The sequence below is a fragment of the Streptomyces sp. NPDC055966 genome (assembly GCF_042269865.1).
Taxonomy (GTDB): domain Bacteria; phylum Actinomycetota; class Actinomycetes; order Streptomycetales; family Streptomycetaceae; genus Streptomyces.
This window is the reverse complement of the sequence record NZ_JBHJYK010000003.1, coordinates 462624-488830: the sequence shown is the minus strand read 5'-3', so window position 1 is coordinate 488830 and position 26207 is coordinate 462624. Positions and strand designations below refer to the sequence as shown.

Here is a 26207-nt window from a genome sequence, read left to right as displayed (position 1 = left end):
GTTCCCGCCGAGTGAACCGGGGGAGGGCGGCCAGGCGGTACCGTCCTCAGCGGGGTTTCCACACCGTCGCCCCGGAGGGGTTCCGTTGGGGATCGAGAGTGACAAGGTCGTCTACGAGTACCTGAGCCGTGTCGGAGACATCGCTCAGCAACGGCAGTTGCCGTCGTCCACGCGCATGCGGCTGGTCTCGGAGCTGCGCAACGAGATCGACCGGCACCGGGCCAGGGTGACGGTGGACTCGCCCGCCGCCGTCCGCCGCATCCTGGACCGGCTCGGCAGCCCGGACGACGTGGTCGAGGCGGCGGGCGGAACGTCCGGCGGCGCCGGCGGTATGCCGCAGCCGCCCGCCGCCGCCGTACCCGTACAGCCCGCGCCGCGCGTGCGGAAGCGGCCGCCGAAGCCGGCGGCCGGGGACGGCGCCGGTGGTGCCGCCGAGGGCGCGGGACGGCCGAAGGGCCTGCGCCGGGTCGTACCCCGCCCCCGTTCCCGCCCCCGCCCCGCCGACCCCGGGCCCGAGGGCCCGTCCGTCCCGCGCGAGGCGCCGTCGTCCCCGGCGCGCCCCGGCCCGGCGTACGACTTCGGGGACGACCTCCCCCAGCCCGAGTGGTGGCGGACCGGCGACACCCCCTTCAGCGGCGCCGGGACCGACTCCGTGCCGGGGTTCGTGGGCGGTGTGGAGATCCCGGAGATGCTCCGGCGGCCGCAGAAGGAGACGGCCGCCGAGGAGTCGAAGAAGGAGCAGGAGGCCGAGGAGGAAGCGCCGGAGGCCGCCGAGGAGGATGCGTCCGCCGGGCGCCGCCGCCTGCTGCCCCTGGGCCCCGCCGCCGGCTGGACCAACCCCCTCCTGCTGCTGGCCGCCGCCGCGCTGGTCGCCGGCGCGGTGCTCGGCAACTGGTTCGCGCTGCTGCTCGGCTGGGTGATCGCCTACGGTTCGCGCAGGCTGACCGCCGCGGAGACGAAGACGGCCGTGATGATCCTGCCGGGCGCGGCGGTGGCGGCGGGCCTGGTGTGGCTGTGGGGGCGGCAGGACGGCCGCTGGGGTCAGCCGATCGCGCAGGGGCACATGGGGGACGCGGTCGCGGGGACGTGGCCGTGGGTGGTCCGGGGCGCGGCGGTGGCGTCGGCGTTGTTCCTGGTGTGGCGGTCGCAGCGGCGCGGCTGAGTTCCCCTCGCCCCTTCGGTGCGCTCGTACGCACCCGGCACAATGGGCGACATGACTCTCACCGTCGGCTTCGACCTCGACATGACGCTCATCGACTCGCGCCCCGGCATCCGCGCCTGCTACCTGGCGCTGGCGGAGCGGACCGGGACGTACATCGACGCCGACCTGGCGGTGACGCGGCTCGGGCCGCCGCTCGCGGAGGAGCTGGTCAACTGGTTCCCCGAGGAGCGGATCCCGGCGATGGCGGACCTGTACCGGTCGATGTACCCGACGATCGCCATCGCCGCGACCCCCGCCATGGCAGGCGCGAGGGAAGCGATGGAGACCGTACGGGCGGCCGGCGGGCGGACCATGGTCGTCACGGCGAAGTACGAGCCGAACGCCAAGCTGCACCTCGCGCACCTCGGCATCGAGCCCGACGTGGTCGTGGGCGACCTGTGGGCCGAGCGGAAGGCGGAGGCGCTGCGCGAGTACGGCGCGCATGTGTACGTCGGTGATCACGTCGGGGACGTGCGTGGGGCGCGCACGGCGGACGCGCTGTCCCTCGCCGTGGCCACCGGGCCCTGCTCGGCGGAGGAACTGCGCGCCGCGGGCGCGGACGTCGTCCTGGACGACCTGTCCGCGTTCCCGGAGTGGTTCGACGGCTACCGCTCGGCGGCCGCGGCCCGCGCCTGACGCCGGCCGACCGCCACCGACCGCACCAGACCGGCGCCGGCGAGCAGGAATCCGACGCCCATGAGCATGCTCAGCAGGTACATGTAGGTCGGGAAAGGCGTCGCGCCGAGGAACAGCGGGGTCACCGTGACGAGGGTGGCCAGCGCGCCGATGAAGAACACGACGGCACCGGCCCGGACCAGTCGGTCGCCGGGCCCGGCGGAATTCGTTTGGGTTTTGTCACGCACCGGACCAGGGTAGTTCCCAGCCACGGTGAACAACCGGGGGACGTCTTGTCACCCGCCCGAAGAGCATTAGCCTTGGTAGCACTTGGTATCGCTAGGTAGCAGCGGGTCACGGTCGACCCGCTCGCGTGCTATCGAGAGCCGTTTCCGAAGTAGTTTTCCCGACGAGATACGAGGACGAGGACAGACGTGCCTACCGGCAAGGTCAAGTGGTTCAACAGCGAGAAGGGCTTCGGCTTTCTCTCCCGCGACGACGGCGGTGACGTCTTCGTCCATTCCTCGGTTCTCCCCGCCGGAGTCGACGTACTCAAGCCGGGACAGCGTGTGGAGTTCGGCGTCGTCGCCGGTCAGCGCGGTGACCAGGCGCTCTCGGTGACGGTGCTCGACCCGACCCCGTCGGTCGCGGCGGCCCAGCGCAAGAAGCCGGACGAACTGGCCTCGATCGTGCAGGACCTGACGACCCTTCTGGAGAACATCACGCCGATGCTGGAGAAGGGCCGCTACCCGGACAAGGTCTCCGGCAAGAAGATCGCCGGCCTGCTCCGCGCGGTCGCCGACCAGCTGGACGTGTGAGACCTCGGGGAAACCTCAGGGAACCTCAGGGAAAAACGAGCGCATCCGGGCCGAGGGGCGGAACAAGCCCCTCGGCCGCCGCACGTGTGAGCGGTCCGCGGATCGCGGCGCCGCTTTCGTCCGCCGCCCTTGCGCCGCTGCGGGGGCCGCGGACGGCTGTGCCGGACTCCGTCGCGGCCGTGCGTCAGGGAAAGTCGTGCGTCAGGGGAACGAGAGCGCCTCGGGCGGGAGTGCGGGCAGCAGCCCCTCGGCCGCCGCGCGTGTGAGCAGGCCGCGGATCGCGGCGTAGCCGTCCTCGCCGAGGTCGGCGGTGAACTCGTTGACGTAGAGGCCGATGTGCTGGTCGGCGACGGCCGGGTCCATCTCCTGGGCGTGGGCCATGACGTACGGCCGGGAGGCCTCGGGGTCGTCCCAGGCGGCCCGCACGGAGGTGCGCACGGACCCGGCGAGCCGCGTCAGCGTGTCCGCGCCCAGCGAGCGCTTGGCGATGATCGCGCCCAGCGGGATGGGCAGCCCGGTGGTGTGCTCCCAGTGCTCGCCCATGTCGGCGAGCTTGTGCAGCCCGTAGTTCTGGTACGTGAAGCGGGCCTCGTGGATGACCAGCCCGGCGTCCACCTTGCCGTCCCGCACGGCCGGCATGATCTCGTGGAACGGCATGACCACGATCTCGCCGACCCCGCCCGGGAGGGTGTCCGCCGCCCAGAGGCGGAAGAGCAGGTACGCCGTCGACCTCTCGCTCGGGACCGCGACGGTGCGGCCCGTCAGGTCCGCGTCCGCCTCGCGCGTGAGGACCAGCGGCCCGCAGCCCCGGCCCAGCGCGCCGCCGCACGGCAGCAGGGCGTACTCGCCGAGGACGTACGGCAGGACGGCGTACGACACCTTCAGCACGTCGAACTCGCCGCGCTCGGCCATGCCGTTGGTGATGTCGATGTCGGCGAACGTCACGTCCAGCGCGGGGGCGCCGGGGACGCGGCCGTGGGCGAGGGCGTCGAAGACGAAGGTGTCGTTCGGGCAGGGGGAGTACGCGATCTTCAGCGTCTGCTGCTGCTCACTGGTCGTCATGTCGGTTCCAACTCTCCAATGCGGGGGCGAGCTTCCCGAACGCCTCGGTGAGGGCGGCGAGGGCGTCGCCGATGCGCCACGCGGCGCGGTCGCGCGGGCCGACCGGGTTGGAGACCGCGCGGATCTCCAGGACGGCCGTCCCGTGCGCGTCGGCCGCCTCCGCCACCCCGAAGCCCTCCATGCCCTCGGCGAGCGCGCGGGGGTGCCGGGTGCGCAGTTCGGCCGTGCGGGCGGCGGAGCCGGTGACGGTGGAGACGGTGAGGATCGTGCCGGCGGGGGCGCCGGTGGCCTGGCAGGCAACCCGTACGAGTGATCTCGGCGGGTCGTGGTGGATGGCGCCGAAGCCGAGTTCGGTGACCGGGAGGAAGCCGTCGGCGGTCTGGGCGCCCAGGTCGGCGACGGTGATCCGGTCGGCGACGACGAGCGAGCCGACGGGGGCGCCGGGCGGGAAGCCGCCGCCGATCCCGGCCGAGACGACCAGGTCGTAGGGGGTGCCGGCGAGCCGGGCCGCGGTGAGCGCGGCGGCGACGGAGGCGGCGGCGCGCGCCGGTCCGACCCCGGCGGCGAGCAGGTCCCAGACTCCGGCCGTACGCGCCGAATGCGCCGTACGCGTCAGCTCCGCGCCGGGCAGGCCGACCTGCTCGACGGGGGAGTCCGGCGGGCGGAACGCCCGTGCCACCGCGTCCCGTTCGGCGGGGACGGCGGTGGCGACGAGGATGCGCGCGGCAGGCGTGGAAGACGTGGTCAGGAGGCCTTCTTCAGCTTGAAGGCCCACAGGCCCTTGCCCGGGCTGGTGGCGCCCATCTGGATGGAGACCGTGTTGGTGTCGCCCTGGGTGCCGTACTGGGCGTTGAAGAACGCGCTGCCCGGGATCGTCCGGTACGTCTTCTTGCTGGAGTCGGTGAACTGGCGGCCGTTCACCAGGATGACCCAGCCCGCGTCGGCGATCTTCGGGTCGACGCCGAAGCGGACGGTGTCGTCCGTGTCGACCGTGATCGACTTGACGTCGTTGATCTTCTTGGCGCACTTCGCGAGCGACTTGTTGTCCAGCGTGTTGCCGTCGTTGTAGCAGAGTGCCTCGGAGTTGACCGAGCTTCGTCCGACGGTGATCGTCGCGACGGGCGTCGGCTTCTCGCAGGCCGTCAGCAGAAGCAGTCCGGCGGAAACGGCGCCGGCGGCGGCGACGGCGCGGCGGCGTCGCACAGCGGATTGCAGCGTGGTCATGGCCGAAGGCTATCGGGCGCCCGGAGCCGTCCGGCCACGTGGGGTACGGCGTGCCCGGTTCGTTACGCCACGCGGGCCCTGGGACGGCCTCCGTGGCGGGCGGAGGCGAGCAGTCCGCGCAGCGTGGTGAGCCAGCCGACGGCGACGAACGCGGCGCCGATCAGCAGGCCGACGGTGCCGTCGAGCGGCAGCACGATGCCGACCGCGCCGCCGAACACCCAGGCCATCTGGAGCAGCGTCTCGGAGCGGGCGAAGGCCGAGGTGCGCACCTGCTCGGGCACGTCCCGCTGGATCAGCGCGTCCAGGGCCAGCTTGGCGAGGGCCTGGGCGAACCCGGCGACCGCGGCGAGGCAGGCCACCAGGAACGCGCCGAAGAACACGGCGGCCACGACCGCGGTGCCGAGCACCACGGCGACGACGGTCACGATGATGATCTCCGGGGCGCGCGATCTCAGCCAGTTCCCGACCGCCGTTCCGAGGGCGTTGCCCACGCCGGCGGCGACGCCGACGATGCCCAGCGAGACCGCCGCGCTCTCCCCGGTCAGCGGGTGCTCGCGGAGCAGGAACGCGAGGAAGAAGATCAGGAAGCCGGACAGACAGCGCAGGGCCGCGTTGGCGCCGAGCGCGTGCGTGACGGCGGGGCCCACGGTCCGCAGCCCCGGCCGCTTCGCCCGCTGGTTCCTGAGTGGCCCCCGCAGATGCTCCTCGTCGGCCGCGAGCAGCGCCCGGTCCTCGCCCTTGGCCGAGTCCACCTTGTGCGGCAGGGTGAACGACAGGAACGTTCCCGCGACGAAGATCACGAAGGCGCCGTAGAGCGGCCAGGGATCCCCGATCCTGTGCAGCCCTGCCGCCACCGGCGCGGCGGCGCCGGTGGCCAGCAGACCGGCGAGGGTGACCCGGGAGTTGGCCTTCACGAGCGAGAAGCGGGGCGGCAGCAGCCGCGGCACGACGGCGCTGCGGACCACGCCGTACGCCTTGGACGCGACCAGCACGCCCAGTGCGGCCGGGTACAGCTCCAGGCCGCCGCTCGCCACCGCACCCGAGATGATCAGCGCGAGCAGGGCGCGGGCCAGCATGGCCGCGGCCATCGCGGCGCGCCGGCCGTGCGGCAGCCGGTCCAGGAGCGGGCCGATGACCGGGGCGAGGACGGTGAAGGGCGCCATGGTGATGGCGAGGTACAGCGCGACACGCCCGCGTGCCTCGTCGGTGGGCACGGAGAAGAACACGGTGGAGGCGAGCGCCACGGTGACCATCACGTCGCCCGCGCCGTTCACCGCGTGCAGCTCGATCAGCTTGCCCAGCCCGGACTCGCCCGCGCCCTGGGCGTGCGTGGCCCGGCGGATGCCGCGGGCGGCACCGGTGACGGGGAAGTGCAGGGCACGCCCGACGGAGCGGGCGGCCCCGCCGACGCGGGCCGCTCCGCCGCCACGACCACTCGCCTTGTCCGCGGCTGCCACGACGTTCATAGTGCCCCGAGAAGCGGGCCGATAGTGCGAGGCCGGGCGAGTCGGGTGTGTGGACGGGGGGCCGGGTGTGCGGGCGGGTGGGAAAAACCCACGAATCCCGTTCGGTGTAGCGTGCGTATCTCAGCCATAACGCAGAATGGATGGCAGAGGTGCGCCCAGCGCGCGGATGCAGACGTCGATGCGGTCCTACGGTCCGCTCCGTCGGCAGGCCCGCCGGAGGCAGGCCCACACGTGAGACGGCGTAGGAGAGAAGCGATACCTGTGAGCGCAGCGACAACGCGAAGCCGCACCCCCGACCGTCTGTGCGCGGAGGCGGTCGACCTCGCCCGCGCCGCCGCCGAGGAGGCCGCCGCACCCGGTGTGGTCGGTGAACACACCGGCCTGGTGTCCGAGGGCGACCGCGTTGTCACCCACTTCTTCGAGTGCAAGGAGCTGGGCTACCGCGGCTGGCGCTGGGCGGTGACCGTGGCCCGCGCCTCCCGTGCCAAGATCGTCACACTCGACGAGGCCGTCCTGCTCCCCGGCCCCGACGCCCTCCTCGCCCCTGAATGGGTGCCCTGGAGCGAGCGGCTGCGCCCCGGCGACCTCGGCCCGGGCGACCTGCTGCCCACGGACCAGGAGGACCTGCGCCTGGAGCCCGGCTACACGGCCGAGGAGGAGCCGCCGCCGAACGCGCTGGTCTCCCACGAGATGGAGGAGCTGGCGGACGCGGAGGACGCCGAGGTCACCCCGGGCGCCCCGGCCGTCCAGCTCACGGTCCCCTCCCGCGGCTCGATCGCCTCGGTCGCCGAGGAACTGGGCATGCGCCGCGCCCGCGTCCTGTCCCGCTACGGCCTGCACACCGCGGCCGACCGCTGGGACGAGGCCTTCGGCGCGCGGACCCCGATGGCCCAGGCGGCCCCGGCCACGTGCATGACCTGCGGCTTCCTCGCCCCGGTCGGCGGCTCGCTGGGCCAGGCCTTCGGCGTGTGCGCCAACGAGTTCGCCCCGGCCGACGGCCGCGTGGTCTCCCTCGCCTACGGCTGCGGCGCCCACTCCGAGGCCGCGGTCATGCCGAAGCCCCCGCAGGTGGCCCCGCCGGTCATCGACGAGACGAAGGTCGACGCCTTCCCGCTGCGCCCCGCCCGCGACTCGGGCTCGGTCCCGGAGACGTCCGACGAGGAGACGGCGGAGCTGGGCCACTCCTGACCCGGGCCGCTCTTGACCCGGGCCGCTCCTGCCCCGGGCCGCTGCTGATCCGGGCGCTGCCCAACGGCGGCCTCCGGGGACGCAGTTGTTCCCGGAGGCGAAAAGTGACGAATCGATCGCTTACGGTCGCTCTTTCCGGGCGCTGACCGGATGAAACGCGCTGCTCCATAAGGGGTGACGTGTCCGCTCCGGCCCTCCGCGGGGCGCCCCGCTCTTCGATCATCGCCGCGTCGGCACTAGGCCGGCCTTGAGGCGAGGAGTGGTGCAATGCGGCGCATCAGGTGGTCGGCGGTCGGTGCGGGGCTCGCGGCCCTTTCGCTGGCCCTGGGTCTTCAGGGGACGGCGGCCGCGGCCGCCGGGCCCCCGCCCCCGGCACCGCACGGGCGGCTCCTCGCCTTCCCGCTGGCGGCGATCGAGGGGCTCGTCCGGCCGGAGTCGGCGCCGGCCGGCGCCGACGACTGGAGCTGCAAGCCGACGCGCACGCATCCGCGCCCGGTCGTCCTGGTCCACGGGACCTGGGCGAACGCCCATGACGACTGGGGCCTCATGGCCCCGTACCTGAAGCAGCTGGGCTACTGCGTCTTCGCCGTCAACTACGGCGGGGCACCGGGCAGTCCGCTCAAGGGCACCGCGCACGTCCCGGTCTCCGCCGGGCAGATCGCCGCCTATGTCGACCGCGTGCTCAAGGCCACCGGCGCCGACCAGGTCGACCTCGTCGGGCACTCCCAGGGCGGCGGTCTGACGCCCCGCTGGTACCTGCGGTTCGCGGGCGGCACGGATCCCGCGCATCCGCGGCGGAACAAGGTGCACAGCCTCATCGGACTGGCGCCGTCCAACCACGGCACGACCGCCTCCGGACTCGGCACCCTCACCACCGAGCTGGGCCTCAACCAGCCCGTCTCGCTCCTCCTCGGCCAGGCCTACGCGGACCAGATGGTCGGCTCCGACGTGAACACGGCCCTGGACCGGGGCGGGGACACCCAGCCCGGCGTCGCCTACACCGTCATCACCACCCGGCTCGACGAGGTCGTCACCCCGTACACCCACCAGTTCCTGACCCCGGGACCGGGCGCGACCGTCAAGAACATCCTGATCCAGGACGTCTGCCCGCAGGACCTCTCCGAGCACGTCTCGCTCGCGTACGACGCCAACGCCGCCCAACTCGTGCGCGACGCCCTCGACCCCGCCCACGCGCGGCCCGTCGACTGCCACCTCTCCCTGCCCGTGCTCGGCGGCTGAGGCGACCGGCCCGGGCCCGCCGCCCTGCCGCCCGCCACCCGGGCCCCGGCCACCCCGTGCGCGCTGTACCTTCGTCCTCACAGCGACGAGGTGGAGAGTGAACGTGAGCAGCAAGTACGTGCGGCCGGCGGCCGAGGGCGCCGACCCCTTCGGCACCGCCCGGCTGCGGCGCGGTGTGCTCGACGCCTGGGCCACCAGCCCCGCCCGGTTCCGGGAGGACGCCAACGCCGAGGAGGACCTGGTCCTGGGCGGCTACCGGGACCGGCTGGTCGTGGAGCTGGCGCAGAACGCCGCCGACGCCGCCGCACGTGCGCACGCCCCGGGCCGGCTGCGGCTCACCCTCCAGGGCGGCGTCCTCGTCGCCGCCAACACCGGTGCCCCGCTGGACGCCGCCGGTGTCGAGTCGCTGTCCACGCTGCGGGCCTCCGCCAAGCGGGACGCCGAGGGCGCCCGCAGCGCCGTGGGCCGGTTCGGCGTCGGGTTCGCCGCCGTCATCGCGGTGACGGACGAGCCCGCGATCGTGGGACGTCACGGCGGGGTGCGCTGGTCGCTCGCCGAGGCGCGGGAGCTGGCCGCCGAGACCGCCCGGCACAGCCCGGGGCTGGGCGACGAGGTCCGGCGCCGCGACGGCCATGTGCCGCTGCTCCGGCTGCCGTTCGCCGCCGAGGGCACCGCGCCGGAGTCGTACGACACCGCCGTCATCCTGCCGCTGCGGGACACGGCCGCCGCGGACCTCGCCGAGCGGCTCCTCGACGCCGTGGACGACGCGCTGCTCCTCGCCCTGCCGGGCCTCGCGGAGGTCGTCATCGAGGTCGACGGCCGGGAGCCGCGCGTCCTGCGCCGCCGTACCAGTGCCGCCGACGGCGCCGTCACCGTCGTGGAGGACTCGCGGGAGGGCACGACGCGGTGGCGCAGCGTCTCCGCCCACGGCGCGCTCGCCGCCGACCTGCTCGCCGACCGGCCCGTGGAGGAGCGGCTGCGGCCCCACTGGTCCGTGACCTGGGCGGTGCCCGAGGACGAGGCCGGGCGGCCCGTGCGGCCGCGCACCGCGCCCGTCGTGCACGCGCCCACCCCGAGCGACGAGCCGCTCGGCGTCCCGGCCCTGCTCATCGCCTCTTTCCCGCTCGACACCACCCGCCGGCACGCGGCCCCCGGCCCGCTCACCGACTTCCTGGTGCAGCGCGCGGCCGACGCGTACACCGAACTCCTCGCCGCCTGGCGGCCGGTGACGGGCGGGATCATCGACCTCGTGCCCGGCCCGCTGGGCAAGGGCGCGCTGGACGGTGCCCTGCGGCAGGCCGTGCTGGAGCGGCTGCCGCGCACCGCCTTCCTGCCCCCGGCGCTCGCGCCGAGCGGCGAGGACGAGCTGCCCGAGGTGCTGCGGCCCCGGGACGCGGAGATCGTGGAGGGCGCCGGGGCGGACACCGTCCGGGTGCTCGCCGAGGTGCTGCCCACCCTGCTGCCCGCGGGTCTGGAACGACGTTCCGAGCTGCGCAGCCTGGGCGTCGCCCGGCTGTCCCTCGCCGACGCCGTCGACCGCCTCGCCGGGCTGGAGAAGGACCCCGACTGGTGGTGGCGGCTCTACGACAGCCTCGCCGGGGTCGACCCCGACCGGCTCTCCGGGCTGCCGGTGCCGCTCACCGACGGCCGTACGGCCATCGGCCCCCGGCAGGTCCTCCTGCCCACCCCGGACGCCGCGCGGATCGACCCCGAAGTCCTCGGCCGGCTCGGGCTGAAGGTCGCCCACGAGGGCGCCGCGCACCCGCTGCTGGAGAAGCTGGGCGCGCTGCCCGCGAGCCCGCGCGCGGTGCTCACCACCCCGCAGGTGCGGGCCGCCGTCGCCGCCTCGCTGGACGAGGAGGGGGCACTGGGCTGGGAGGAGGACGCGCCGGACGCCGAGGAACTGGCCGACACCGTCCTGGCGTTGGTGCGCGACGCGGGGCTGGAGCCCGGTGACGAGCCCTGGCTCGGCGCGCTCGCCCTGCCCGACGAGGACGGCGAACTGGCCCCGGCCGGTGAGCTGGTCCTGCCCGGCAGCGCCTTCGCCCGCGTGATCCGCGAGGGCGAACTCGCCGCCGTGGACGCCGACATGGCGGACAAGTGGGGTGAACAGCCGCTGACCGCCTGCGGGGTGCTCGCGAACTTCGCGCTGGTCCGCGCCGCCGACGTCGTCCTCGACCCGGACGAACTGGAGCCCCGGGACGGCGACTTCGCCGAGCCCGACGACGCCGGGCTGCTCGACGCCGTCGACGTGTGGTGCGAGGACATCCTCGACCGCTTCCCCGACAGCCCCGTCCCGCCGGTCGCCACCGAGCTGATCGCCGTGCGCGACCTGGACCTCGTGGACGACGCCCACTGGCCCGAGGCCCTCGCCCTCCTCGCCCAGCCGCCACTGCGGGACGCCCTGACCCAGCCGGTCCGCATCCTGCTGCCCGACGGCACGCACGAGGTCGTACGGCCGTACACGGCGTGGTGGCTGCGCGGCCACCCCGTCCTCGACGGCCGTCGCCCCGCCGGCCTCCTCGCGGCCGGCGGCGACCCGCTCCTGCACGGCCTGTACGACGAGGCCGACGCGACCGGGTTCGAGGACGAGCAGGTGCTGCGCGCCCTCGGTGTACGCACCTCGGTCGCGGCCCTGCTGGACGAGCCGGGCGGTGCCGCCGAACTGCTGGACCGCCTGGCCGATCCCGAACGCCCCGTCTCGTCCGCCCAACTGCACGGCCTGTACGGCGCGTTGGCGGACCTGGACCCCGAGCAGGTGACCCTGCCGGACGAGCTGCGGGCCGTGGCCGACGGGCAGGTGGAGGTCGTGGACGCCGCCGACGCCGTGGTCGTCGACTCCCCCGACCTGCTGCCCTTCACCTCCGGCGTGCCCCTGCTGCCGGTCCGCCCGGCCCGGGCCGCCGAGCTGGCGGAGCTGTTCCAGGTGCGGCGGCTGAGCGAGTCCGTCACCGGCGCGGTCCACTCGGAGGGCACCGAGCACGACGTACCGGACCCGGTGCGCGTCCTGCTCGGAGCACGCACCCCGCAGACGTACGTCGAGCACGAGGAACTCCTCGTGGACGGTGTGGAGATCGACTGGCGGCTCACCGACGACGGCGTGCTGCACGCGGCCACGCTGGAGGGCGTGGCGGCCGGCCTGGCGTGGGCGTCGGGCCAGTGGCCACGCCGCTTCGAGGTCGCAGCCCTGCTGGAGGACCCGTCCAGGACGGAGGAACTGGCGAGGGACCGCTGGTTCGACTGAGCATGCCCCACCCGCCGGCGTCGTGCGGGACACCGACGGGACGGGCGTTCTGTGGACGCGACCCTGACCCTGCGGTCGCCATGGGACCCCGTCTGCCGGGGGCAAGGCTGTTCTCGTGCGCTTCTCAGTACCTTGACGACCAGCAGCGGCACTGGCTGCCACGGGGGCGTGCGGGCGTCTCGGCTCCAGCGGGCTCAGCCGGCGACGATGGCGGTGAGCTGGGCCAGGCTGTCGATCCGCCAGTCGGCAGCCGCGACGACGTCGGCGTCGTCCGCCCACAGGTGTCCCCACGGGCCGCGGCGGATGTGCGCGGCGCGCAGCCCGGCTGCCTTCGCCGGGAACACGTCGTTGACGGGATGGTCACCGACGTACAGAGTCGCGTCCGGCGCGGCGTGCGCCACCTCCAACACCCGTTGGAAGAACTCCGGTTGAGGTTTTGCGACACCCCACTCCCCGGAGGTGACGACGAGGTCCGCCGGGAGATCCAGGCCGCGCAGCAGCTCCCCCGCGCGAGGCGTCTGGTTCCCGGCGACGATCACCCGCACGCCCTGCTCCCGAAGGGCCGACAGCGCGGGCCGGACATCTGGATACAGGTCGGTCTCGTCCAGGTGTTCACCGTGACCGGCTGCCTCCCGGGCGCGGTACTCGGCGGCGACGTCGATCCCCGGGCGCAGCATCCGTAGTGCTTCTGCGTTGTCCTGGCCTCGCGCGACGACAGCGCCGACCAGAGCGGACAGTGTGTGTCTCGGGACATCGAGCCAGTCCGCCCACGAGCCCCAGTAACGGTCGTCCCGAGTGATCGTCTCTCCGATGTCGAACACGATGGTCTCCAGCACCCTGAGAGCCTATGCGCCCCACGTGCCGTCCGGTCACACGAAAGCCCCGCCGCCTACGTCTATACAGGAAACCGCCGGTCCACCCACTTCCAGATCCACTCCAGGGCGGCCGCCGCCACCACCGCGATGCCGACGGCGGTCCACGGCATGGCCACGCCCACCAGTTTCAGCGCGAAGAAGCTCTGCAGGGCCGGGACGACCAGGACCACCAGGAACGCCACGCCCATCGCGGCCACCAGGGTCACCCGCCACCAGGTGTAGGGCCGGGCGACGATCGCCAGGATCCACATGGAGATCAGGAACAGCGTCAGCGTGGCCGCGCTGGTCTCGGCGCCCAGCTCGCCGCTGCCGCCGTAGTGGTGACGGGCGATCAGGTACGTCACGAAGGTCGCCGCGCCGCACATCACGCCACCCGGGATCGAGTACCGCATCACCCGCCGGACGAAATGGGGTTTCGCGCGCTCCTTGTTGGGGGCGAGGGCCAGGAAGAAGGCGGGGACGCCGATGGTGAGGGTGGAGAGCATGGTCAAGTGGCGTGGGAGGAAGGGGTATTCGACCTGCCAGCAGACCACGAGCACCGCCAGCAGCACGGAGTACACGGTCTTCACCAGGAACAGCGTCGCCACGCGCGTGATGTTGCCGATCACCCGGCGCCCCTCGGCGACGACCGACGGCAGGCTCGCGAAGCTGTTGTCCAGCAGCACGATCTGCGCCACCGCGCGCGTCGCCTCCGAGCCGGAGCCCATGGCGACCCCGATGTCGGCGTCCTTCAGCGCGAGCACGTCGTTCACGCCGTCGCCGGTCATCGCGACCGTGTGCCCGTCGGACTGGAGCGCGCCCACCATGTCCCGCTTCTGCTGCGGGGTGACCCGCCCGAAGACGGTCCCGGAGTCCAGCGCCCGCGCCATCCCCGCCGCGTCGCCGGGCAGCCGTCGCGCGTCCACCGCCGTACCCTCCAGGCCCAGCTTGGCCGCGACCGCGCCGACCGAGACCGCGTTGTCCCCGGAGATGACCTTGGCGCGGACGTCCTGCTCGGCGAAGTAGCGCAGGGTGTCGGCCGCGTCCGGCCGCAGCCGCTGTTCGAGTACGACGAGGGCGGCGGCGCGGGCGCCGCGGGCCGGCTCGGTGTCGTCCAGGTCGCGCGCGGCGCGGGCCAGCAGCAGCACCCGCAGCCCCTGCTCGTTGAGCCGCTCGGTGTCGGTCAGGGCCGGGTCGCCGTCGGTGAGGAGGACGTCGGGGGCGCCCAGCAGCCAGGTGCTGGTCTCGCCGTCGCCCTCGCTGAACGCGGCCCCGCTGTACTTGCGGGCCGAGGAGAACGGCAGCGACTCGACACAGCGCCACTCCTCGCTGTCGGGGTAGGCGTCGATGATCGCCTGGAGGGAGGCGTTGGGGCGCGGGTCGGACTCGCCGAGCGCGCCGAGGACCTTGCGCACGTACGTCTCGTCGTAGCCGTCGAGGATCCTGAGCCGGGTGACGTCCATGCCGCCCTCGGTGAGGGTGCCGGTCTTGTCCAGGCAGACGGTGTCGATGCGGGCCAGCCCCTCGATGGCCGGGAGCTCCTGCACCAGGCACTGCTTGCGGCCCAGCCGGATCACGCCGATCGCGAAGGCGACGGAGGTGAGCAGCACCAGTCCCTCGGGGACCATCGGGACGATGCCGCCGACGGTGCGGGCCACCGCGTCCTTGACGTCGTTGCTCTTGACGACGAGCTGGGTGATGACGAGCCCGACGGCCGCCGGGACCATCATCCAGGTGACGTACTTGAGGATCGTGGAGATGCCGGTGCGCAGCTCGGAGTGGACCAGTGTGAAGCGGGAGGCCTCCTCGGCGAGCTGGGCGGCGTAGGCCTCGCGGCCGACCTTGGCGGCCTGGAAGGCACCGCCGCCCGCGACCACGAAGCTGCCGGACATGACCGGGTCGCCGGAGCGTTTGACGACGGGGTCGGCCTCGCCGGTGAGCAGCGACTCGTCGATCTCCAGCCCGTCGGCCTCGGCGCACACCCCGTCCACGACGATCTTGTCCCCGGGGCCGATCTCGATCAGATCGCCGAGCACGATCTCGCCGGTCGCGATCTCGACGGCCGCCCCGTCCCTGCGCACGGTCGGTCTGGCCTCGCCGATCACCGCGAGCGAGTCGAGGGTCTGCTTGGCCCGCCACTCCTGGACGATGCCGATTCCGGTGTTGGCGAGGATCACGAAGCCGAACAGGCTGTCCTGGATCGGCGCGACGCACAGCATGATCACCCAGAGCACGCCGATGATCGCGTTGAACCGGGTGAAGACGTTGGCCCGCACGATCTCGCCGAGCGACCGGCTGCTGCGCACGGGAACGTCGTTGACCTGCCCGCGCCTGACGCGGTCCGCCACCTCGGCACCGGTCAGCCCGGCCGGCCTGGTCATCGGCAGGGCCACCGGATGCACGGGGTCGAGTTCGGCGCCCGCGTCTATGTGGGTCATGTCATCGACGGTACGGCTACTTCGGCGTCGTCGCCTTCAGCGCCGCCGCCCGCTTGATCGCGGCGTCGCGCTTCCTGACGTACCAGATCCCGATCAGCCCCAGTCCGCCTCCGGCCAGGCAGGTCCACAGCCACCACAGGTGACCGTGGTCGTGGAACCAGCCGTAGAACGGCAGCTGGACCAGGAAGAGCACGAACCACACGATCGTGCCGCCGGTGATGGTGGCGACCACGGGGCCCTCCAGGGGCTCCGGTGCCTCGTGCTTCGGGGTCCATTTGGCCATGCGCACAGCTTAAGCGCCGCCGGTGTCTACGCGCGGAGATAGCGATCTAGCACTCATACGTTCATACTGAAACCGTTTGTCTTTGTCCACTTCTGCTCGTATGAAACTCCAACGCGGCTCGGGGGAACCCCGTCGGAGATGAGGTCCCGCATGTCCACCTCGGCTCCTGCCAAGGCCCCCACGCCCGAGAAGGGCGCGCCGAACAACGCGCTCGACCGCTACTTCAAGATCTCCGAGCGCGGCAGCACCGTCGCCCGCGAGATCCGGGGCGGTCTCGCCACCTTCTTCGCCATGGCGTACATCATCGTGCTGAACCCGATCATCCTCAGCAGCGCGAAGGACATGTACGGGCATCACCTGGACAACGGCCAGCTGGTGACCGCGACCGCGCTGACGGCCGCCTTCACCACCCTCCTCATGGGCGTCTTCGGCAACGTGCCGATCGCGCTCGCCGCCGGCCTCGGTGTGAACTCCGTCGTCGCCCTCCAGCTCGCGCCCCGTATGACCTGGCCGGACGCCATGGGCATGGTCGTGCTCGCCGGTGTCGTGGTCATGCTGCTGGTCGCCACCGGCCTGCGCGAGCGCGTGATGAACGCCGTGCCGTTCGGCCTGCGCAAGGCGATCTCGATCGGTATCGGCCTGTTCATCATGCTGATCGGCCTGGTCGACTCCGGCTTCGTCACGCGCATGCCCGACGCCGCCCAGACCACCGTCCCGCTCCAGCTCGGCGTCGGCGGCCATCTGCACGGCTGGCCCGTGCTGGTCTTCATCCTCGGCGTGCTGCTCACCTTCGCGCTGCTCGTCCGGAAGACCCCGGGCGCGATCCTGATCTCGATCGTCGGCATGACCGTCCTCGCCGTGATCATCAACGCCGTCACCACGGTCTCCTCCTGGGGCCTGACCGTCCCGAAGTGGCCGGGCAACCCGGTCTCCACCCCCGACTTCGGCCTGGTCGGCCAGGTCAGCCTGTTCGGCGGCTTCTCCCGGGTCGGCCTGCTGACCGGCGTCCTGTTCGTCTTCACGGTCCTGCTGTCGTGCTTCTTCGACGCGATGGGCACGATCATGGGCGTCAGCGACGAGGCCAAGCTGACCGACGCCCAGGGCTACATGCCGGGCATCAACAAGGTCCTCTTCATCGACGGCCTCTCCGTCGCGGCGGGCGGCGCCAGCTCCTCCTCGGCCACGACCGCGTTCGTGGAGTCCACGGCCGGTGTCGGCGAGGGCGCCCGGACGGGCCTCGCGAACGTCGTCACGGGCGGTCTCTTCGCCGTCGCGCTGTTCCTCACCCCGGTCGCCACGATGGTCCCGTCCCAGGCGGCCACCCCGGCGCTGATCGCGGTCGGCTTCCTGATCCTGTCGAACTCGATCAAGGAGATCGACTGGGCGGACTACACGATCGCCATCCCGGCCTTCGTGACGATGCTGATGATGCCGTTCACCTACTCGATCACCAACGGCATCGGCATGGGCTTCATCACCTTCACGGTGCTGCGCCTGGCCGCGGGCCGGTTCCGGGAGATCCCGGTGGCGATGTACGTCGTCTCGGCGGTCTTCGCCTTCTACTACCTGATGCCGGCCCTGGGCCTCACGTGATCGGCCGGGGCTCGGAGACCCCGTAGAACTTCTCCGTCTCCTCGACGGCGGCCTGGAACCGCTCGTCGAAGTCGTCGCGAATGAGCGTCCGGATGACATAGTCCTGGACGCTCATTCCTCTTTTCGCCGCGTGGTGCCGGAGCCGTTCGAGCAGCTCCCCGTCTATCCGCAGGCTGAGCACACTGGTCCCCATGCCTACGAGGGTCGCCACATCCGGCCGCCCCGTGCGTCACTTTCGGGAATCGACTCACTCGTACGGGTGATGGAGAGGTTCAGTGGCCAGGGTCACGGGCAGCCTGTCGGTGTCGCGGTGGTCTTTAGAGAGAGTAATGAGTTACTCTAAGGACATGCCGGACCTGGATCTCACCCATGGCGACGACGCAGCCGCCGTGAACTCCCTCCGCTCCGCCGTGATGCGGCTGAGCCGTCGGCTCAAGCACCAGCGGGTGGACGAGTCGCTGAGCCCCACCGAGATGTCGGTGCTCGGCACGCTCTCCCGCTGCGGCTCGGCCACGCCGGGCGAACTCGCCCGCAAGGAGCACGTCCAGCCGCCGTCGATGACCCGCATCGTCGCGCTGCTCGAAGCCAAGGGGCTGGTCCGGCTGGAGCCGCACCCCGAGGACCGGCGCCAGAAGGTCGTCACCCAGACCGAACAGGCCGAGGCGATGCTCGAAGAGAGCCGCCGCAAGCGCAACGCGTTCCTGGCCGGACTGGTCGAGGGCCTGGACGAGGACGAGTGGGCGTCCTTGCGCGCCGCCGCCCCCGTGCTGGAGAAACTCGCACACCTGTAAGCCGCTGTATGGAGGAGGCGAACTCGTTTGAGTACGGGATCCGGAACACCTTCCGCCCCCGCACCGACCGCTACTACCACCCCTGTCTCCCGTAAGACCTCCTCGATGTTCAGCTCGCTGAGGATCAGGAACTACCGCCTCTTCTTCCTGGGCCAGGTCGTCTCGAACACGGGCACCTGGATGCAGCGCATCGCCCAGGACTGGCTCGTCCTCAGCCTCACCGGCTCCTCAGCGGCCGTGGGCATCACGACGGCCCTCCAGTTCCTGCCGATGCTGCTCTTCGGCCTCTACGGCGGTGTCCTGGTCGACCGTCTCCCCAAGCGGCCCACGCTGCTGGTCACCCAGTCCTCGATGGCCCTGTCCGGCCTGGCGCTCGCCGCGCTGACCCTGTCCGGCCACGTCCAGGTCTGGCACGTCTACCTGGCCGCCTTCGCCGTCGGCCTCGCCACGGTGGTGGACAACCCGGCCCGGCAGTCCTTCGTCTCGGAGATGGTCGGCCCCGAGCAGCTGCAGAACGCGGTCAGCCTGAACTCGGCGAACTTCCAGTCCGCCCGCCTGATCGGCCCGGCCGTCGCCGGCCTCATGATCACCGGTGTGGGCACGGGCTGGGCGTTCCTCGCCAACGGCCTGTCGTTCGCGGCCCCCATCGCCGGCCTGCTCCTGATGCGCGCCCGCGAGCTGCACGTCGTCACGCGCACCCCGCGCGGCAAGGGCCAGCTGCGCGAAGGCCTGCGGTACGTGGCCGGGCGCCCGGACCTGATCTGGCCGATCGTGCTGGTCGGCTTCATCGGCACCTTCGGCTTCAACTTCCCGGTCTGGCTCTCCGCCTACGCCGAGCACGTCTTCCACGCGGGTGCCGGCGGCTACAGTCTCTTCAACACCCTGATGGCCGTCGGCTCCCTGGTCGGCGCCCTGCTGGCCGCCCGCCGCGGCACGGCACGGCTGCGCGTCCTGATCGCCGCCGCGGTGGCCTTCGGCACGCTGGAGACCGTGGCCGCGCTGGCCCCGTCGTACTGGCTGTTCGCGCTGCTCATGGTCCCGATCGGGGTCTTCGGCCTGACGGTGAACGTCACGGCGAACACCTCGGTCCAGATGGCCACCGACCCGGCCATGCGCGGCCGGGTGATGGCGCTGTTCATGATGGTCTTCATGGGCGGCACGCCGCTGGGCGCCCCGGTCGTCGGCTGGGTCACCGACACCTACGGCCCCCGTGTCGGCTTCGTCCTCGGCGGCGTCGTCTCGGCCGCGGCCGCCGCGGCCGTCGGCCTCGTCCTGACCCGCATCGGCGGCCTGCGTCTGTCGCTGGGCTGGCACCACGGCCACCCGAGAGTCCGCTTCGTCCCGCGCGAGCGGGAGGAACTGGCCACGGCGGCGTAGGCCTGCCGGCCGGGGGGGCGGGCCGCGGTGAGCTGCCCGCGCCCCGCGCCCCGTGCCCGCGGGGGTCTGCGAAGGTGAGGGCATGAGACTCTTCGCCGCGGTGCTCCCGCCGGAGCACGTCGTCCACGAACTCGCCGCCGAGGTGGCCGAGTTGAAGAGGCTGCCCGGCTCGCAGGGGCTGCGCTGGACCAACCGGCCGGGCTGGCACTTCACGCTCGCCTTCTACGGGGAGGTCGCCGACGACGTCGTACCGGCCCTGTCGGACCGCCTGGCCGTCGTGGCCCGCCGCACGGCCCCCTTCGACCTGGCCCTGTCCGGCGGCGGCCAGTTCGGGCACGGCAAGGCCCTGTGGACGGGTGCCTACGGCGAGGTGGAGTCGCTGCGGCTGCTGGCCGAGCGGGCGGAGGCGGCGGCACGGAAGGCGGGGCTGCCGATGGAGGAGCACCGCCGCTACCGGGCGCACCTGACGGTGGCGCGGGGCCGGGACTCGGTCGACGTGCGACCGTATGTGGATCTGCTGCGCGGCTTCACCAGCACGACCTGGACGGTGAGCGAGGTGGTGCTGGTCCGCAGCAACCTCCCGAGGTCCGGGGTGCCGGGGGAGCAGCCGCGGTACGAGGCGGTCGCCCGCTGGGCACTCGGCGGGGCCCGTTAGGCTCGTTGCCGTGGACCCGAAAACCCGGAACCGGATCATGGCCGGTGTACTTGTGCTGATGTTCGTGGTGGTGGCCTTGGCCTCGGCCATGAAGTAGTCACATGTAGGAGTCAGGGGCGCGGGAGTGCTCCCCGCGCCCCTGCGGTGCTACCAGGCGAACGCCTCCGGCGACGGACCCGGGCCCGGGAAGACCTCGTTCAGCCCCGCCACCAGTTCCTCGCTCAGCTCCAGCTCGACGGCGCGCAGCGCGGAGTCGAGCTGCTCGGCCGTGCGCGGACCGACGATGGGCCCGGTCACCCCCGGCCGGGTCAGCAGCCAGGCCAGGGCCACCTCGCCGGGCTCCAGGCCGTGCTTGTCGACCAGGTCCTCGTACGCCTGGATCCGGGCGCGGGCGGCCGGGTCGGCCAGGGTGTCGGCGGCGCGGCCCGAGGCACGGCGACCGCCCTGCACCTCCTTCTTGATGACCCCGCCGAGCAGACCGCCGTGCAGCGGGGACCAGGGGATGACCCCGAGGCCGTACTCCTGCGCGGCCGGGATGACCTCCATCTCGGCGCGCCGCTCGTGGAGGTTGTACAGGCACTGCTCGCTGACCAGCCCGATGGTGCCGCCGCGCCGGGCGGCGGCCTCGTTGGCCTGGGCGATCTTGTAACCGGGGAAGTTGGAGGAGCCGACGTAGAGGATCTTGCCCTGCTGGACCAGGGTGTCGATCGCCTGCCAGATCTCGTCGAAGGGGGTGTCCCGGTCGATGTGGTGGAACTGGTACAGATCGATGTGATCGGTCTGGAGCCGCTTCAGGCTGGCGTCCACGGCCCGCCGGATGTTCAGCGCGGAGAGCTTGTCGTGGTTCGGCCAGGCCGGCTGTCCGTCGGCGGCCATGTTCGCGTAGACCTTGGTGGCGAGGACGACCTTGTCGCGCCGCGCGCCGCCCTTGGCGAACCAGTTGCCGATGATGCTCTCGGTGCGGCCCTTGTTCTCGCCCCACCCGTACACGTTGGCGGTGTCGAAGAGATTGATGCCCGCGTCCAGCGCCGCGTCCATGATCGCGTGGCTGTCGCCCTCGTCCGTCTGCGGCCCGAAGTTCATCGTCCCGAGAACGAGCCGGCCGACCTTGAGTCCCGTGCGTCCTAGCTGCGTGTACTTCATGGTCCCCAAGCCAACGGCTTGAAGTGCGCTCGAAGCAAGCGGGGTTGGGCTAGTCGCGGGGGAAGGCGTCGGTCTTGAGGGTGAGGTCGATCACCGTGCCGGTGAGGTCGATGTCGGTGCCGAAGTCGAACGGCGTCCTGCTCTCGTAGTCACCGTCCTTGGGGTCGGTGTAGACGTAGCAGCGGCCCTGGTACGGGTCGGCGACGATGTAGAGGGGGACTTCGGCAATCGCGTAGGCGGTCTTCTTGGGGCCGTAGTCATTCTGGGCCGTCCCCACGGAGATGACCTCGGCGACGAACTCGACGTCCTGGTATCGCCAGTGGCCTGTGTCGTCCTTCTTCGCCGACTCGCTGAGCAGAGCCACGTCCGGGCAGAAGCCGTTCTCGTGGCCCGGGAAGTCGATGCGGACGTCCGAGAACACCTTGACCTCCCTCCCGAACCTGTCTTCGAGGGCCCAGAGGAACTCGCGGATGACCATCCAATGTGTGTCGCGCTGCGGCGTCATGAAAACGTTGCCCCCGACGATCTCGACCCTGAATCCTTCGGGGACGGGCATACGCTCAAGCCGCTCGAACCACTCGTCCAAACGCTCGGTGTTGGCGTCGGCGTCGGCCATCTCGATCCTGTCTTCAAGGACGGTCATCGTGGCGCTCCTCCCCGGCCGCCCCACGGACAGGTGCGGCCGCGCAGTACAACGATACGCACGGTGACCAGGACTCGCCGGATTCAGGTCAACCTGTTCCAGCCACGTACGCCTGTTCCCCCCGCATCGCCCCAGCCCGCCAGGTGCCGGAACTGCACTGATGCGTTTTCCGCATCTCTGATGCGCGCCGGACATTGGTGCAATGTCCAAGCATCTGGATCTACTTCCCGTACCGCAATCAGCACGACGGTGCCCACCGGCACCGCAGCACGACAGTACGGGGGTACGGCCATGCACGAGGCCATGTACGAAGACTTCCTGGCGCAGAAGCTGGAAGAGCTGCGCAGCGGCGGACAGTACCGGGAGTTCGTGGACATCAACCGGCGCGCCGGCGCCTACCCGAAGGCGGACCGCCGGACCGCCGACGGCCGCACGCAGCAGGTGACGGTCTGGTGCAGCAACGACTACCTGGGCATGTCGCAGCACCCGAAGGTGCTGGAGGCGATGCACCGGGCCGTCGACGAGTACGGCGCCGGCTCCGGCGGCTCGCGCAACATCGGTGGCACGCACGCCCATTACGCGCGGCTGGAGACGGCACTCGCCGAGTGGCACGGCAAGGAGGCCGCGCTCGTCTTCCCGACCGGGTACGGCTCGAACGACGCGACCCTGCAGTGCCTGCTGCGGGTGCTGCCCGACCCGCTCGTCGTCTCGGACGAGCTGAACCACGCGTCGATCATCAACGGCATCCGCAGCACCCGGGCCGAACGCGCCGTCTTCCGGCACAACGACGTCGGCCACCTGGAGGAGATACTCGCCGCGCAGCCGCTGGACCGGCCGAAGATCGTCGCGTTCGAGTCGGTGTACTCGATGGACGGGGACGTCGCCCCGATCGAGGAGATCATCAAGGTCGCCCATCACCACAACGCGCTGACGTACCTGGACGAAGTGCACGCCATCGGCATGTACGGGCCCCGGGGGGCCGGCCTGGCCGCGCAGCTCAACGTCGACCACCACATCGACATCATCCAGGGCACGATGGCCAAGGCGATCGGGGTGATCGGCGGCTACATCACCGGCTCGGCCACCCTGATCGACGCCGTGCGCAGCTTCGCCTCCGGCTTCATCTTCACCACCTCGCTGCCGCCGGCCGTCGTCGCCGCCTGCCACGCGAGCATCGAACACCTCAAGACGTCCGGTGCCGAGCGCGACGCACTGCACCGCAAGACCGCGCTCCTGCGCGACGCGCTCCAGCGCGCCGGCATCCAGGTGATGCCGTGCAGCACCACGCACGTCCTGCCGGTCCTGGTCGGGGACGCCGCGCTGTGCAAGAAGTCGGCCGCCCGGCTGCTGGACGAGTACGGCGTGTACCTGCAGCCCATCAACTCCCCGACCGTCCCGGTCGGCACCGAGCGCTTCCGCGTCAATGTCACGCCGAACCACAGTGACGAGGACATCGCCCATCTGGTGCAGGCGCTGAGCGAGGTCTTCGCGTACTTCGGCGTGGCCGGCGCGTCCGAGGAGCGGGCGGCATGAGCGCCACGAACCGAGCGGCGGACGTACCGGTGCGGCCCGCCGGCGTCGGCGACATCGACGAACTGGTGCGCCTGCGCGCCTACCTGCTGGAGGACGCCGGCTCGTCCGAGGTCCCGTACGCGGCCACGTCCGCCACCGCGAGCGCGGCGTGGCGCAGCAGCTATCGCACCTGGCTCGCCGAGCGCCTGCCCCGCGACCCCGACCTGCGTGCGGCCGTCGTGGACGGACCCGGCCGGCTGCGCGCCTGCGCGATCGCCGTCGTCGACCAGCGGGCCCCGTCGCCCGTGTGCCCGAGCGGCCGGGCCGGGTGGATCCAGTCCGTGGTGACCGACCCCCGCGACCGGGAGCAGGGCCTGGGCGCCGCCGTACTGGACCACCTCGCCGACTGGCTTCGCTCGCGCGGCGCCGACGAGATCGTCCTGCAGACCACCGCCCGCGCACGGGACTTCTACCTCCGCTCGGGTTTCCTGCCCACCGGCGAGGACCTGCTGTACAAGCCGCTGCACACCACGAAGGAGGCCGCTGCCGCATGAAGACGGCACGTGTACTGATCGCGGGCATGGGATACGCCGGCTCGCGCTTCCTGAGCGCGCTGCGCTCGCTCGACGGGCCGGACGGGGTCGGGGCCAGGCTGGAGTTCGCCTACCACGCGCGTCACCGCACCCGCGAGGACATCCCCTACTTCGGCTCGCTCCCGCAGGCGCTGCGCGACTTCGCGCCGGACCTCGTCATCGTCGCGGTCACGGACTCGGCCCACGCCGAGATCCTGACGGCGCTGGACGGCTACCGCGGCTTCGTCCTCGCCGAGAAGCCGCTGACCTCGCGTCAGGACGACCTCGCCGCCGTGGCCTCGGCACTGCGGCACACCTCCGGGTTCGCGATGGATCTGGTCGAGCGCCACTCCGACGTCACCATGGCGCTGCGCGACTACGCCGGCCGCCATGAACTGCGCCTGGTCCGCGCCCACGCGACCTGGGGCAAGGACCGCATCAACGACCACCGCCCGACGGTCGGTGTCACGAGCGAGGTCATCCACTCGCTCGATCTGCTGCGCCTGATCGGCCCGCGGGACCACGCCGTCGAGCCGGTCGACGTCATCGGCGTGGCATCCGACTTCTCGGTCAGCGGACCGGAGGTGCTGGACAGCGTGGCCCTCACCGCGACCCTGGGCGGGGCGCCGGTCACCGTCTACAGCAGCTTCACCAACATCACCCGGCAGCGCACCGTGGACTGCACGTTCCGCGCCCCCGACGACTCCCTCGTGCACGCCACGGCCGTCTACGACACGCCCGTGTGGGACGCCGACCGGCTGCGGATCTGGCGCCGCACGGACGCGGGCGAACAGACGCTGAGCGTCGTGGACACCCGGGAGGATCCGGTCCCCCAGGAGCTGCGCGGCATCGTGAAGCTGCGCCGGCTGGTCGCCGACGCCCTGCGTTTCGTGGTGCACGGCACGGACCCGCTCGTCGGCTTCGCCGGCCTCGACGAGTCGATCGCCCTGCAGCGACTCCTCAACCGCATCGAGGACATGGCACGAGTCGCCGGCCCCGCCCGGTACTTCCCCCACGGGCGGACCGTCGCCACCGAGGTGGACTGGGAGCGGCTGGGATGACCGCCACCACGACCCGGCCGCCGCGGCACGGCAGCAGCTTCATCCTCCTTCTCGCCCTGGGCGCCTTCGCCCTCGGCCTCGACGCCTACGTCATGGCCGGGCTGCTGCCCCGCGTCGCGGACGACCTGGCGGTGTCGGAGGCCTCGGCCGGCCAGATGGTCACCGTGTTCACGCTCTGCTACGCGCTGGCCGCGCCCGTCTTCGCCACCGCGCTGGCCGGGCGCCCCGCCAAGGTGGTGCTCGCCTGCGCGCTCGCCGTCTTCACGGTGGGCAACGCGCTCACCGCGCTGGCCCCCGGGCTGCCCGTCCTGCTCGTGGCGCGCGCCCTGGCCGGCATCGGCGCGGGCCTGTACTCGCCGATGGCCGCGGCGACGGCGGCGGGCCTCGGCGGGGCGGAGCGCCGCGGGCGCAGCCTCGCCCTGGTCATGGGCGGGATGAGTATCGGCACCGTCATCGGCGTGCCCATCGGGGTGCTGCTGGCCGAACACGTGGGCTGGCGCGGCACCCTGTGGCTGATCACGGCACTCGGCGTGGTCGCGCTGGGCGGCATCGCGCTGCTCCCGCGCACCGAGGCCGGGCCGCCGCCCGCGCTGCGCGACCGGGTACGGATCCTGACGGACGGCCGGGTCGCCTCCGTCGCCGTCGTCTCGCTCCTCGGCGGCGTCGCCAGCCTCGGCCTCTACACGTATCTGGCGCCCTTCCTCTCCGACGCGGCCGGTCTGCACGAGACGGTCGGCCCGATGTGGGCCTGGGGCGCGGGAGGCGTGCTCGGCAGCCTGCTCATCGGCCGGGTCGTGGACCGTACGAAGCGGCCCTTCGCCGTCGTCGCGTGCGTGCTGACCCTGCTGACCGCGGCTCACCTCGTGATGCCGGCGGCCGCCCGGTTCTCCTGGGCGCTGGCGGTCCCGCTCGTCGTCTGGGGAGCGGCGGGCTGGGCGCTCCAGGTGCCGCAGCAGCACCAGTTGATCGCCGCGCAGCCGGAGCAGGCCCCGGTGGCGGTGGCGCTGAACAGCTCCGCCGTCTACCTCGGCAGCGCGATCGGCTCGGCACTCGGCGGCACCGTCATCGCGGCGGGCGTGGCCCCCCGCGCCCTGCCGTACTGCACGGCGGGACTCGCCCTGCTCGCGCTCGTCCTGCACCTGAGTGCCGTACGGCACTTCACCCGGCGCGCCCAGCGGCGGCCCGCACCGCCCGCACCCTCGGTCACGGCCCCGACGGTACGGTGACT

Annotated in this window: 25 protein-coding genes; 14 read left to right on the top strand and 11 right to left on the bottom strand. The window is 72.3% G+C overall.

Annotation, left to right across the window (positions count from 1 at the left end; all coding sequences use genetic code 11):
- Positions 1 to 85 precede the first annotated feature (85 nt).
- Together ACFC8N_RS09150 and ACFC8N_RS09145 are read left to right on the top strand one after the other, a co-directional pair.
- Positions 86 to 1162, top strand: coding sequence for a hypothetical protein (locus ACFC8N_RS09150; RefSeq protein ID WP_376287622.1), 1077 nt, complete (start codon positions 86 to 88; stop codon positions 1160 to 1162).
- Between the two features lie 51 nt (positions 1163 to 1213).
- Entirely contained in the window at positions 1214 to 1837 is a 624-nt protein-coding gene (locus ACFC8N_RS09145; protein ID WP_356020231.1) for an HAD family hydrolase, read from the top strand.
- Here the strand turns inward: ACFC8N_RS09145 and ACFC8N_RS09140 are convergent.
- Complete coding sequence (locus tag ACFC8N_RS09140) at positions 1807 to 2064, bottom strand: hypothetical protein (RefSeq protein ID WP_356020229.1); 258 nt, start codon at positions 2062 to 2064, stop codon at positions 1807 to 1809. The genes ACFC8N_RS09145 and ACFC8N_RS09140 overlap by 31 nt on opposite strands.
- 186 nt (positions 2065 to 2250) lie before the next feature.
- Between ACFC8N_RS09140 and ACFC8N_RS09135 the strand changes: the two genes are divergently transcribed.
- A complete protein-coding gene (locus ACFC8N_RS09135) occupies positions 2251 to 2634 on the top strand; it encodes a cold-shock protein (RefSeq protein WP_353598846.1) in 384 nt (127 codons plus the stop codon).
- Between the two features lie 201 nt (positions 2635 to 2835).
- On the opposite strand, the gene ACFC8N_RS09130 is transcribed toward ACFC8N_RS09135, so the two are convergent.
- The 4 genes from ACFC8N_RS09130 to ACFC8N_RS09115 form a co-directional block, all read right to left on the bottom strand.
- Complete coding sequence (locus ACFC8N_RS09130) at positions 2836 to 3696, bottom strand: 1,4-dihydroxy-6-naphthoate synthase (protein ID WP_356020227.1); 861 nt, start codon at positions 3694 to 3696, stop codon at positions 2836 to 2838.
- Positions 3683 to 4471: a futalosine hydrolase gene (locus ACFC8N_RS09125; RefSeq protein ID WP_376287620.1), complete on the bottom strand. Its 789-nt coding sequence runs from the start codon at positions 4469 to 4471 to the stop codon at positions 3683 to 3685. Before ACFC8N_RS09125 ends, ACFC8N_RS09130 begins: the two co-directional genes overlap by 14 nt.
- Positions 4441 to 4920, bottom strand: a complete 480-nt coding sequence (locus ACFC8N_RS09120; protein WP_362816793.1) for a DUF2771 domain-containing protein — start codon at positions 4918 to 4920, stop codon at positions 4441 to 4443. Before ACFC8N_RS09120 ends, ACFC8N_RS09125 begins: the two co-directional genes overlap by 31 nt.
- 62 nt (positions 4921 to 4982) lie before the next feature.
- A complete protein-coding gene (locus ACFC8N_RS09115; RefSeq protein WP_356020220.1) occupies positions 4983 to 6386 on the bottom strand; it encodes an MFS transporter in 1404 nt (467 codons plus the stop codon).
- Positions 6387 to 6647: 261 nt separating this feature from the next.
- On the opposite strand from ACFC8N_RS09115, the gene ACFC8N_RS09110 reads away from it, so the two are divergent.
- The 3 genes from ACFC8N_RS09110 (at position 6648) to ACFC8N_RS09100 (ending at position 12057) form a co-directional block, all read left to right on the top strand.
- Positions 6648 to 7574 (top strand): DUF3027 domain-containing protein, encoded by a 927-nt coding sequence (locus tag ACFC8N_RS09110; protein WP_356020217.1) that lies wholly within the window; start codon positions 6648 to 6650, stop codon positions 7572 to 7574.
- A gap of 267 nt (positions 7575 to 7841) precedes the next feature.
- Positions 7842 to 8813, top strand: coding sequence for an esterase/lipase family protein (locus ACFC8N_RS09105; RefSeq protein WP_376287617.1), 972 nt, complete (start codon positions 7842 to 7844; stop codon positions 8811 to 8813).
- A 103-nt stretch (positions 8814 to 8916) separates the two neighbouring features.
- Positions 8917 to 12057, top strand: coding sequence for a sacsin N-terminal ATP-binding-like domain-containing protein (locus ACFC8N_RS09100; protein WP_376287615.1), 3141 nt, complete (start codon positions 8917 to 8919; stop codon positions 12055 to 12057).
- 194 nt (positions 12058 to 12251) lie between these two features.
- Here ACFC8N_RS09100 and ACFC8N_RS09095 read toward each other — a convergent pair whose 3' ends face one another.
- The 3 genes from ACFC8N_RS09095 to ACFC8N_RS09085 are packed head-to-tail and all read right to left on the bottom strand — an operon-like array spanning position 12252 to position 15632.
- Complete coding sequence (locus ACFC8N_RS09095) at positions 12252 to 12893, bottom strand: HAD family hydrolase (protein WP_356020210.1); 642 nt, start codon at positions 12891 to 12893, stop codon at positions 12252 to 12254.
- A 59-nt stretch (positions 12894 to 12952) separates the two neighbouring features.
- Positions 12953 to 15349, bottom strand: coding sequence for an HAD-IC family P-type ATPase (locus ACFC8N_RS09090; RefSeq protein ID WP_376287613.1), 2397 nt, complete (start codon positions 15347 to 15349; stop codon positions 12953 to 12955).
- Between the two features lie 16 nt (positions 15350 to 15365).
- Complete coding sequence (locus tag ACFC8N_RS09085) at positions 15366 to 15632, bottom strand: DUF2530 domain-containing protein (RefSeq protein WP_071382145.1); 267 nt, start codon at positions 15630 to 15632, stop codon at positions 15366 to 15368.
- 150 nt (positions 15633 to 15782) lie between these two features.
- On the opposite strand from ACFC8N_RS09085, the gene ACFC8N_RS09080 reads away from it, so the two are divergent.
- On the top strand, positions 15783 to 17225 hold the full coding sequence (locus ACFC8N_RS09080) for an NCS2 family permease (protein WP_356020205.1): 1443 nt from the start codon (positions 15783 to 15785) through the stop codon (positions 17223 to 17225).
- On the opposite strand, the gene ACFC8N_RS09075 is transcribed toward ACFC8N_RS09080, so the two are convergent.
- Positions 17218 to 17418: a ribbon-helix-helix protein, CopG family gene (locus tag ACFC8N_RS09075; protein WP_362816785.1), complete on the bottom strand. Its 201-nt coding sequence runs from the start codon at positions 17416 to 17418 to the stop codon at positions 17218 to 17220. The two genes, ACFC8N_RS09080 and ACFC8N_RS09075, sit on opposite strands and share 8 nt — an antisense overlap.
- A 154-nt stretch (positions 17419 to 17572) precedes the next feature.
- Here ACFC8N_RS09075 and ACFC8N_RS09070 point away from each other — a divergent pair, with 154 nt between their 5' ends.
- The 3 genes from ACFC8N_RS09070 to thpR all read left to right on the top strand — a co-directional run bounded on the left by ACFC8N_RS09070 (position 17573) and on the right by thpR (position 20048).
- Positions 17573 to 18016 carry a MarR family winged helix-turn-helix transcriptional regulator gene (locus tag ACFC8N_RS09070; RefSeq protein WP_071372570.1) on the top strand — a complete coding sequence of 148 codons (444 nt, stop codon included), beginning with the start codon at positions 17573 to 17575 and terminating at the stop codon, positions 18014 to 18016.
- Between the two features lie 27 nt (positions 18017 to 18043).
- Positions 18044 to 19393, top strand: a complete 1350-nt coding sequence (locus tag ACFC8N_RS09065; RefSeq protein WP_376287610.1) for an MFS transporter — start codon at positions 18044 to 18046, stop codon at positions 19391 to 19393.
- A gap of 82 nt (positions 19394 to 19475) precedes the next feature.
- A complete protein-coding gene (gene thpR, locus ACFC8N_RS09060) occupies positions 19476 to 20048 on the top strand; it encodes an RNA 2',3'-cyclic phosphodiesterase (protein WP_356020198.1) in 573 nt (190 codons plus the stop codon).
- A gap of 147 nt (positions 20049 to 20195) precedes the next feature.
- Here the strand turns inward: thpR and ACFC8N_RS09055 are convergent, their stop codons facing one another.
- A complete protein-coding gene (locus tag ACFC8N_RS09055) occupies positions 20196 to 21191 on the bottom strand; it encodes an aldo/keto reductase (protein WP_356020196.1) in 996 nt (331 codons plus the stop codon).
- A 49-nt stretch (positions 21192 to 21240) separates the two neighbouring features.
- The gene (locus ACFC8N_RS09050) at positions 21241 to 21834 is read right to left on the bottom strand and encodes a Uma2 family endonuclease (protein WP_356020194.1); all 594 of its coding nucleotides are present in this window, start codon (positions 21832 to 21834) and stop codon (positions 21241 to 21243) included.
- A gap of 303 nt (positions 21835 to 22137) precedes the next feature.
- Between ACFC8N_RS09050 and hemA the strand changes: the two genes are divergently transcribed.
- From hemA to ACFC8N_RS09030, 4 genes are read left to right on the top strand one after another with little or no spacing between them, the layout of a single operon-like run.
- Positions 22138 to 23367 (top strand): 5-aminolevulinate synthase, encoded by a 1230-nt coding sequence (gene hemA / locus ACFC8N_RS09045; RefSeq protein ID WP_356020191.1) that lies wholly within the window; start codon positions 22138 to 22140, stop codon positions 23365 to 23367.
- Positions 23364 to 23900 (top strand): GNAT family N-acetyltransferase, encoded by a 537-nt coding sequence (locus ACFC8N_RS09040; RefSeq protein WP_376287607.1) that lies wholly within the window; start codon positions 23364 to 23366, stop codon positions 23898 to 23900. The genes hemA and ACFC8N_RS09040 overlap by 4 nt, the downstream gene beginning before the upstream one ends.
- The gene (locus ACFC8N_RS09035) at positions 23897 to 24979 is read left to right on the top strand and encodes a Gfo/Idh/MocA family oxidoreductase (RefSeq protein WP_362816777.1); all 1083 of its coding nucleotides are present in this window, start codon (positions 23897 to 23899) and stop codon (positions 24977 to 24979) included. Before ACFC8N_RS09040 ends, ACFC8N_RS09035 begins: the two co-directional genes overlap by 4 nt.
- On the top strand, positions 24976 to 26205 hold the full coding sequence (locus ACFC8N_RS09030) for an MFS transporter (protein WP_356020185.1): 1230 nt from the start codon (positions 24976 to 24978) through the stop codon (positions 26203 to 26205). Before ACFC8N_RS09035 ends, ACFC8N_RS09030 begins: the two co-directional genes overlap by 4 nt.
- The last annotated feature ends 2 nt before the right edge of the window (positions 26206 to 26207 follow it).